This window comes from Mesorhizobium wenxiniae (assembly GCF_002284535.1).
GTDB lineage: Bacteria > Pseudomonadota > Alphaproteobacteria > Rhizobiales > Rhizobiaceae > Mesorhizobium > Mesorhizobium wenxiniae.
This window is the reverse complement of sequence record NZ_NPKH01000036.1, coordinates 1-5,372: the sequence shown is the minus strand read 5'-3', so window position 1 is coordinate 5,372 and position 5,372 is coordinate 1. Positions and strand designations below refer to the sequence as shown.

The window sequence follows — 5,372 nt, the reverse complement described above, 5'->3', positions numbered from 1 at the left end:
GGGAGCGAGCGGGTCCGCCGGGCTGGCTATCCGCCGAAGCACCCTCCGCCGAGGGCGAAGAAATTAACATTGCCGCCAGCCGGCGCGCCGGTGGATAATTGTGCGGCTGCTCCCCATCGCAGCGAGGTTGGCGCCGATATTGATCGTGTTGGCCACGAAAAGCAGAGCGACCAGTGTCAGCACCGTCCATCGAGGCAGGATGTCGCCGAGGTTCTTGGCGAGACCGCATCCTTTGACACGCCCGATTTCCCCGCTGACCAACTGAACAGCGCTCATCAGCGGGTAGGTCAGGACCATCGTCCACAGCATGTTTTAGCCGAACTGGGCGCCTGCTTGGGAATAGGTCGCAATACCGCTCAGATCATCGTCTGCTGCGCCCGTGATAAGCCCCGGGCCGAGTTGTTTGAACGTTGCGGCTCGTCGCCATCGCTTGTGTGCGGGGAGCCGGTTTTTGTCTGGATTGGGCAGAATATCCGCGGCCGAGCTCACGAAGGCTTTCCTCTGGTTGGCGCAAGAGAACGTCTTCGTTTTGGGTCAGTTCCGACCCAAGAACTCGCCGGCCCGACCGGGTCCACTGTTCCGGCAGCCGAGTGCTATTCTTCGAAATGCGGGCCACGTGACACCCACCAGGAACTTAAGTGGGTGTCCCAGCATTGAGGGAGACCTGAAGCCGCCCCCTCCTTTTCAAGGAATTCAAGCATGGCCAAGACAACCAGACAGTCGTCGGGCAAGCTCGCGACGATCCATGATCAAAAGCTCGTGCGCGGGAACGGAGGCGAGCTTCACCAGATCGCCGAAGGCGACAGCGAGATCCTGACGACCGCCCAAGGCGGCCCAGTGGCCGATGACCAGAATACTTTGAAGATTGGCCAGCGCGGACCGTCACTAATCGAAGACTTCCACTTCCGTGAGAAGATTTTTCATTTCGATCACGAGCGCATTCCCGAGCGCGTCGTGCATGCACGCGGCTATGGCGCGCACGGCTTCTTCGAGACCTATGAATCGCTAGCGGCTTACACCCGCGCGGATATCTTCCAGCGTGCCGGCGAGAAGACGCCGGCCTTCGTGCGGTTCTCCACGGTGGCCGGTTCGAAAGGCTCGTTCGACCTGGCGCGGGACGTGCGTGGGTTCGCCGTCAAATTCTACACCAACGAAGGCAATTGGGATCTCGTCGGCAATAACATCCCGGTTTTCTTTATTCAGGACGCAATCAAGTTTCCCGACGTCATTCATTCAGTGAAGCCTGAGCCTGATCGTGCCTTCCCCCAGGCGCAATCGGCACACGACAATTTCTGGGACTTCATCAGCCTGACGCCCGAATCGATGCACATGATCATGTGGGTCATGTCGGATCGGGCGATACCTCGGTCCTTCCGGTTCATGCAGGGATTCGGCGTTCACACGTTCCGGCTGGTCAATGCGAAGGACGAATCCACCTTCGTCAAATTCATCTGGAAGCCGAAGCTCGGCATGCAGTCGGTCGTTTGGAACGAAGCGGTCAAGATCAACGGCGCTGACCCGGATTTTCATCGACGCGATCTCTGGAATGCGATCCAGTCTGGTGATTTCCCGGAATGGGAGCTCAACCTCCAGCTCTTCGATCAGGACTTCGCGGACAGTTTTGACTTCGACGTTCTGGATCCGACCAAGATCATTCCGGAAGAAATCCTCGCGCCGGTCCCGGTCGGCCGCTTGGTGCTCGATCGTATGCCCGACAATTTCTTCGCCGAGACCGAGCAGGTCGCGTTCATGACGCAGAACGTACCGCCCGGCGTCGACTTTTCCAACGATCCCCTGCTGCAGGGTCGAAACTTCTCCTACCTGGACACGCAACTGAAGCGTCTCGGCAGCCCCAACTTCACCCATATCCCGATCAACGCACCCAAATGCCCGTTCCACCACTTCCAGCAGGATGGCCACATGGCGATGCGCAATCCGGTCGGACGCGTGAACTACCAGCCGAATTCATTCGGCGAAGGCCCGCGGGAATCGCCGCAGCACGGTTTCCGGTCGTTCGCCGAGGCGGAGGAAGGCCAGAAAGTCCGTTTGCGCGCAGAGAGCTTCGCCGACCACTACAGCCAGGCGCGACAGTTCTTCAACAGTCAGACCGCGCCCGAGCAGAAGCATATCGCCATGGCGCTGTCCTTCGAGCTCTCCAAGGTCGAGACAACGGTTATCCGCGAGCGCATGGTGGCGCATCTCCTCAACATTGATGAAGGCTTGGCAGAAACTGTCGCTGACAAGCTTGGCATGAAGCGATTGCCCAAGCCCGCGGATGCGGCGGTCGCGCCGAGGGACGATCTCGAACCATCGCCGGCGCTCAGCATCATCCGGAACGGGCCTGACAGTTTTGCTGGCCGCAAGGTCGGCGTGCTTGTCAGTCCAGGCGCCGATGCAGCGCTGCTGAAGAAACTCCGGGCGGCGATCGAGCAGGAAGGCGCGGTGATGGAGGTCATAGCGCCCAAGGTGGGCGGCGTCGAGGCGGCGGACGGAAGCTGGATCGAGGCGAAACACATGATCGATGGCGGGCCGTCGGTCCTGTTCGATGCCGTTGCGCTGATCCTGTCCGAAGAAGGAGCTGAACGGCTGACTGGGGAGGCCGCAGCGCGTGACTTCGTCGCCGACGCTTTTGCTCATTGCAAATTCATCGCCTTCACGTCGGGCGCCGTCCCGCTGCTGCGGAAGGCCGGCGTCGATCCGGAAGCCGACGAAGGCATGATCGATCTGGGTGGTCCGAACGCGGTTGCCGGATTCATCGAGTCCTGCCGCAAGCTGCGTCTCTGGAGCCGGGAAATGGCCGTCAAATTGTAGCGATGGGGACGGAGTTTCTCATGCAGATCATTCGAACCGAAGTTACCCAGGCAACCGCCCCGACCGGACAGCCCATCCTGCGCGTCATCTTCTGCGGCGAAGGCGGTGACTGCGTTGCCGTCGACATGGCCCGCGTTGACGGCGGAAACAACGAGGCCGCTATCAATCGAGCGAAGGCGGTCCTGGTCCAGACCGCGACCTTCGATTTGGCTGTGAACGACTATGATGCCCGAAGCAACGGCAACTTTGACGAAGTCGCCGTCACAGCGGCGAATGACGAAACCGGCGGGCTCTACATCTTCGAGTATCGCGACGGCGGACGCGGCCGTCAGGTTCCTCCGTCCAGGATGCCAAGTTTAGAGGCTGCGCGGGAGGAAGCAGTTCGATGCGCTATCGATCTTCTGGTCGACCTTCAGCCGGGCACAGACGATCTTTCAGGTTGGCTCGTGCGCCTGCGCGACGAGAACGGCGCACTGCTGTACGCCATCGACGTGCAGGAGGCGGAAGCGGCCCGCCTGACAAGACCATGAACCGGCAACGGCTAAAGGCGGATTGGCAGAGATGCGAGGCTACGGCGGGACCTCCCGGGCTATGCCCGCGCTCAGCTAGAGGCTATGCATCGCCCGACCGCGGCCGCGGCTGATCATGGCCGCCCTAGGCCTGGTACACGGTCCGCTTGGTGAGAATTCCCTACATCTTTGCGTTGACATGCAGCGCCTGTTCGCGCCGGGCGGGCCTTGGGCCGTGCCGTGGGCGCAAAACGTGCTGCCGGTCATCGAGGAATTGACCGCAAGACATCCGCAGCAAACGCTGTTCACACGTTTTGTTCCGGCCGCTCGGCCTGGCGAAGGACCGGGCATGTGGGCGCGGTATTATCGGCGTTGGGCCGAGGTCACCCTTGCCAACATCGATACCGGCCTCGTCGATCTGATGCCTTCTCTGGCGCGGTTCGTGCCGCCGGCAAGAACGCTCGACAAGCATGTCTATTCGCCGTGGACTGAAGGCCGGCTCGACGCGATGCTCAATGGGTCAGGGATCGACACGCTGGTCATCACCGGCGGCGAAACCGATGTCTGCGTGCTTGCCACGGTCCTCGGCGCCATCGACCGTGGTTTTCGTGTCGTCCTTGCGACCGATGCCATCTGCAGTTCGGTCGACCAGACGCATGACGCACTGATGGAGCTCTACCGCTCTCGCTTCAGCGAGCAAGTCGAGGCGGTGAGGATTGAAGAGGTTCTGGAGAACTGGCGCTAGCCGAAGGCTCCGTGGGAGACAAGATCATGAGAACCATATTTCGGGACAACGGGCTTACGATCGCCCTGGTGGCGATGTTCCTGTTCAGCGCACTCGGCATGATCTGGTCGGGGCATTCTGCCTACAATGAAGAACTTCGTGAGCATGGCTCGGCAGCGATCGGACTGTTGGCTTATTTGAAAAGCGGCGACTTCCTCTCGGCACTCTTCGAAAACTGGGAAAGCGAATTCCTGCAGATGTCGGCCTATGTCATGCTGACTGCAATGCTGTTCCAGCGCGGTTCCGCCGAGTCTCGTGATCCCGATGATCCCAACCGGCCCGAGGACGAACTTCCGACCGCCACCCGCAGGCGCAACCCGATCCTGTCGTGGCTCTATTCATACTCGCTGGGCTTGGCGCTGGCCCTGCTGTTCATCATCTCATTTGCCTTGCATTGGTGGGCGAGCCTGGCGGCCGCGAACGAGGAGGCGCTTCGGCACGGCGGCGAGGTTCAATCCCTGGGAGACTATCTTCTCGACGCCCAGCTATGGTTCGAGTCCTTTCAGAACTGGCAGTCGGAATTCATGTCGACGGCCGTCCTGGTCCTGCTGTCGATTTTCCTACGCCACAAGGGCTCCCCGGAATCAAAGCCAGCCGGCGCGTCAAACTCCGAAACCGGCGCATGAGTCTCCGCGTGCAGGCAACGATCGCTATGCTTCGGCAATCAGGCGGTGCCGGAAACGGTCGCGAAAGTGGTCGTTGAAGAACCGGCCCTTTACGAAGCGTTTCGGAACGCCGCATAGGTCTCCGGCGGCACAGCCTCGTAGTCATAACGCTTGCCGCTCGCGACGAACCACACCGGCGCGCCGTTTGCGCCAGTCCGGCAGGTCGATATCATCCACCATCACTTCGAAGATGACGATATCATCTTTGCTGGACTGCTCGCCATCCTGCCACTGACCTTCCGCAGGCGCCTGCAGGTAGGCCATGACGCCTTCGAAACGGCTGGCCAGGTCTTCCTTCATACGGTCGAAATACTTCCCGGCCAAAGGGGCGACCGGTGTTGTCCGGGCGGGGAAGCAGGATCTGGACGAGGTGCATGGCGACTGCTCGCTGAAAAGCGGTCAACGATTCCAACGAACAACGCGTTCCCTTGCTTGGTCGGACCCGCTTGACCTTCGCGGGCCGGCGAGACAGTCGGCGAGCGATTTGCGCCGCCCGCCTAGCGCATCAAACCCGCCGCCCGCAGGGCATCCTCGATGATCTTCTTCACGCCGGGTTGGCCCGATTCCGGGTGACGCGGGAACTGATGGATGGCAGTCGACTGT

The 5,372-nt window shown here is 60.9% G+C and carries 6 protein-coding genes; 4 read left to right on the top strand and 2 right to left on the bottom strand.

The genetic code is table 11. The features are described 5' to 3' along the window. Positions 1 to 63: 63 nt before the first annotated feature. On the bottom strand, positions 64 to 309 hold the full coding sequence (locus CIT31_RS28615; RefSeq protein ID WP_425350669.1) for a divalent metal cation transporter: 246 nt from the start codon (positions 307 to 309) through the stop codon (positions 64 to 66). Positions 310 to 699: 390 nt separating this feature from the next. Here CIT31_RS28615 and katE point away from each other — a divergent pair, with 390 nt between their 5' ends. The 4 genes from katE to CIT31_RS28595 all read left to right on the top strand — a co-directional run bounded on the left by katE (position 700) and on the right by CIT31_RS28595 (position 4,730). Next, the gene (gene katE / locus CIT31_RS28610; RefSeq protein ID WP_095521285.1) at positions 700 to 2,811 is read left to right on the top strand and encodes a catalase; all 2,112 of its coding nucleotides are present in this window, start codon (positions 700 to 702) and stop codon (positions 2,809 to 2,811) included. 20 nt (positions 2,812 to 2,831) lie between these two features. Continuing rightward, positions 2,832 to 3,341, top strand: coding sequence for a DUF6894 family protein (locus tag CIT31_RS28605; RefSeq protein ID WP_133116218.1), 510 nt, complete (start codon positions 2,832 to 2,834; stop codon positions 3,339 to 3,341). 115 nt (positions 3,342 to 3,456) lie between these two features. Further along, entirely contained in the window at positions 3,457 to 4,065 is a 609-nt protein-coding gene (locus tag CIT31_RS28600) for a cysteine hydrolase family protein (protein WP_095521283.1), read from the top strand. A gap of 26 nt (positions 4,066 to 4,091) precedes the next feature. Next, positions 4,092 to 4,730 carry a DUF6766 family protein gene (locus tag CIT31_RS28595; RefSeq protein ID WP_095521282.1) on the top strand — a complete coding sequence of 213 codons (639 nt, stop codon included), beginning with the start codon at positions 4,092 to 4,094 and terminating at the stop codon, positions 4,728 to 4,730. A gap of 141 nt (positions 4,731 to 4,871) precedes the next feature. Here the strand turns inward: CIT31_RS28595 and CIT31_RS28585 are convergent, their stop codons facing one another. Beyond that, on the bottom strand, positions 4,872 to 5,069 hold the full coding sequence (locus tag CIT31_RS28585; RefSeq protein ID WP_245316497.1) for a hypothetical protein: 198 nt from the start codon (positions 5,067 to 5,069) through the stop codon (positions 4,872 to 4,874). Positions 5,070 to 5,372: the final 303 nt, after the last annotated feature.